We start from the raw sequence: 2315 nt of genomic DNA, 5'->3' as shown, positions 1-2315 counted from the left end.
AGCCGCGTGGTGCGGCGTCGGGGCCGCCCTGCTGCTCGCGACCGCGGTACTCGTGGGCCGCCGCGCCCGCGGCGACCTCACTCCGGTCGGCTTGGCGGCAGCCGGGATCGTCCTCGCCGCTGGCGGCGGTGCGTGCGCGGTGCCGCTGCCCGGTGGTGAGGGTTTCGGCGCCGCCAACCTGCTGCTCGGATCGGCCGCGGCGGGGTGCGCAGCGCTGCTCGCCGCACGTCTGGTGGGGCGCGGGCTGGGGCTGTACGCGGCGGTCGCATGCGCGGCGGCGCTATCCGGCACAGCCGCGGGCGCCGGGGTGTTCGCACCCGGTCACCGGGTGCCCTTGGCCGCCACCGTCGGCGCCGTCGGGTACGTGGTCGTCACGCTGGCCCCACGGGTCGGGGCGATCGCGGGCCGGCTACCACTGCCGCGGGTGCCGGCGGCGGGAGAGCGCATCGATCCGATCGGTGACGACCCGCCTCCGGTGATCGCCGGGGTCGACGCGGTGTCGCTCGACGCCGAGATCGCGGGCGCCCGGGGTGAGACGGAGGCCACGACCGTGACGCCCAGGCCGCCGGTGGTCGACGAGAGCCGCGTGGCAGTCGCCTCCGCGGTAACCACCGGCACCGTCGTCGGCGCCAGCCTCACGGCCGCGGCAGGTGCCGTGGTGGTGGGGACCGATGCGCCCGAACTACGTTGGCACCATGTGGCTTTCGTCCTGGTGATCGCCGTGACGCTGGCGTTGCGGGGCCGCACCCATGCAGACCCCGTGCAGGCGGGCGTCCCGATCGCCGCGGGAGCGGCGATCGCCGTCGCCACCGCCGCGGCGATCGCGTGCGGGTACGGCTGGTGGCCCGTGTTCGGGCTGACGGGCATCGCCGTGATCGCGAGCGTTGCCCTACTCTGCGGCGTCACCGCGCCCCTGGCGGCGTTCACCCCGGTGCAGCGGCGGGGCACCGAACTGGCCGAGTACCTCGCCGTCGCCGCCACCGCGCCACTCCTCGCGTGGGTGTGGGGCGTGTTCGCCACGGTGCGCAACCTGTGAGTGCGGCAGACCGGGCCGAACGAGCACGTCGCCTGGCCGCGGTCGCTCTGCTCACGGCCGTCGCAGTGCCGATCCCGGCCGCCTACGCGGCCCCCACCGGCGGCTCGGAGGGGGACCTCCACGGCGGCAACCGGTCACAGGGTAGGGGCGCCGAGGTCGACCCGCGCGCACCGATACCGCGCGGCCCGATCGCGCCGATCTCGCCGACCGAGCAACGCTCCCAGTGCCAGACGCTGTCGACGCTGCCCGGCACCGACCCGACCAGGCCGGGGCACGCGCAGCGCCTGCTCGGCTACGCCGCCGCATCGCGATTCACCCGCGGCGAGGGCCAGACCGTGGCGGTGATCGACACCGGCGTCACCCCCCACCCCCGCCTCGGGCCCGTACAGGCGGGCGGCGACTACGTGGCCGGCGGCGACGGTCGCACCGACTGCGACGCCCACGGCACCCTGGTCGCCGGTATCGTCGCGGCCCGTCCATCGGCTACAGACGGCTTCTCGGGCGTGGCTCCGGCAGCCGCGATCATGGCGATCCGCCAGTCGAGCCTCGCGTTCGCTGCACGGGACCGCGGGGGCGCCGCACCAGGGAACGTGACGACGTTGGCGTACGCGGTCACACGGGCCGTCGACCTCGGCGCGACGGTGGTCAACATCTCCCAGGTGGCATGTGGTCCGACGGGCACAGACCTCGGCGACGCCGCGCTGGGTCGCGCCGTCCGCTACGCGTTCGAGCGGAACGTGGTCGTGGTGGCCGCAGCCGGCAACGTCGGCAGCGGGTCGGCGTGCGGTACGCAGAACGTGCCCGGGCGCACTGCGACCGTCGCCTCACCCGCTCGCTTCGCGGACTACGTCCTATCGGTCGCCGCGACCGAGCCGACCGGGCGACCGGCATCGTTCTCGCTCGCCGGGCCATGGCTCGGGGTCGCCGCGCCGGGCACCGACATCACCTCGCTCGACCCCCGCGGTGGTGGTCTGGCGAACGGCCAGACCACTCGCGACGGGATCGGTCCGATCGACGGGACCAGCTTCGCGGCGCCGTACGTGGCAGGTATCGCAGCGCTGGTCCGCGCGCGGTTCCCGGAGCTGTCCGCCGGGGACGTCGTGCGCCGCATCACCTCCACCGCACGGCATCCCGCAGGCGGCTGGGACGAGTCCGTGGGCTACGGCGTCGTGGATCCGGTCGCTGCGCTCACCGCCGAGGTGGCGCCCGCGGCGCCCGCCCGCCCCGGCCGGCTCGCCGAAGTCGGAGGCCAAAGCGGTCTTAGGAAGACAACCACTAG

The 2315-nt window shown here is 75.3% G+C and carries 1 protein-coding gene; it reads left to right on the top strand.

What is annotated here, in order from left to right:
* Window positions 1-1036: type VII secretion integral membrane protein EccD (gene eccD / locus ABD908_RS27095; protein ID WP_345001971.1), on the top strand; the 1036-nt coding region annotated here is incomplete at its 5' end.
* Window positions 1037-2315 lie beyond the last annotated feature (1279 nt).

The organism is Tsukamurella soli, from assembly GCF_039541155.1.
Taxonomy (GTDB): domain Bacteria; phylum Actinomycetota; class Actinomycetes; order Mycobacteriales; family Mycobacteriaceae; genus Tsukamurella; species Tsukamurella soli.
This window is presented reverse-complemented; position numbering and strand designations above follow the sequence as displayed.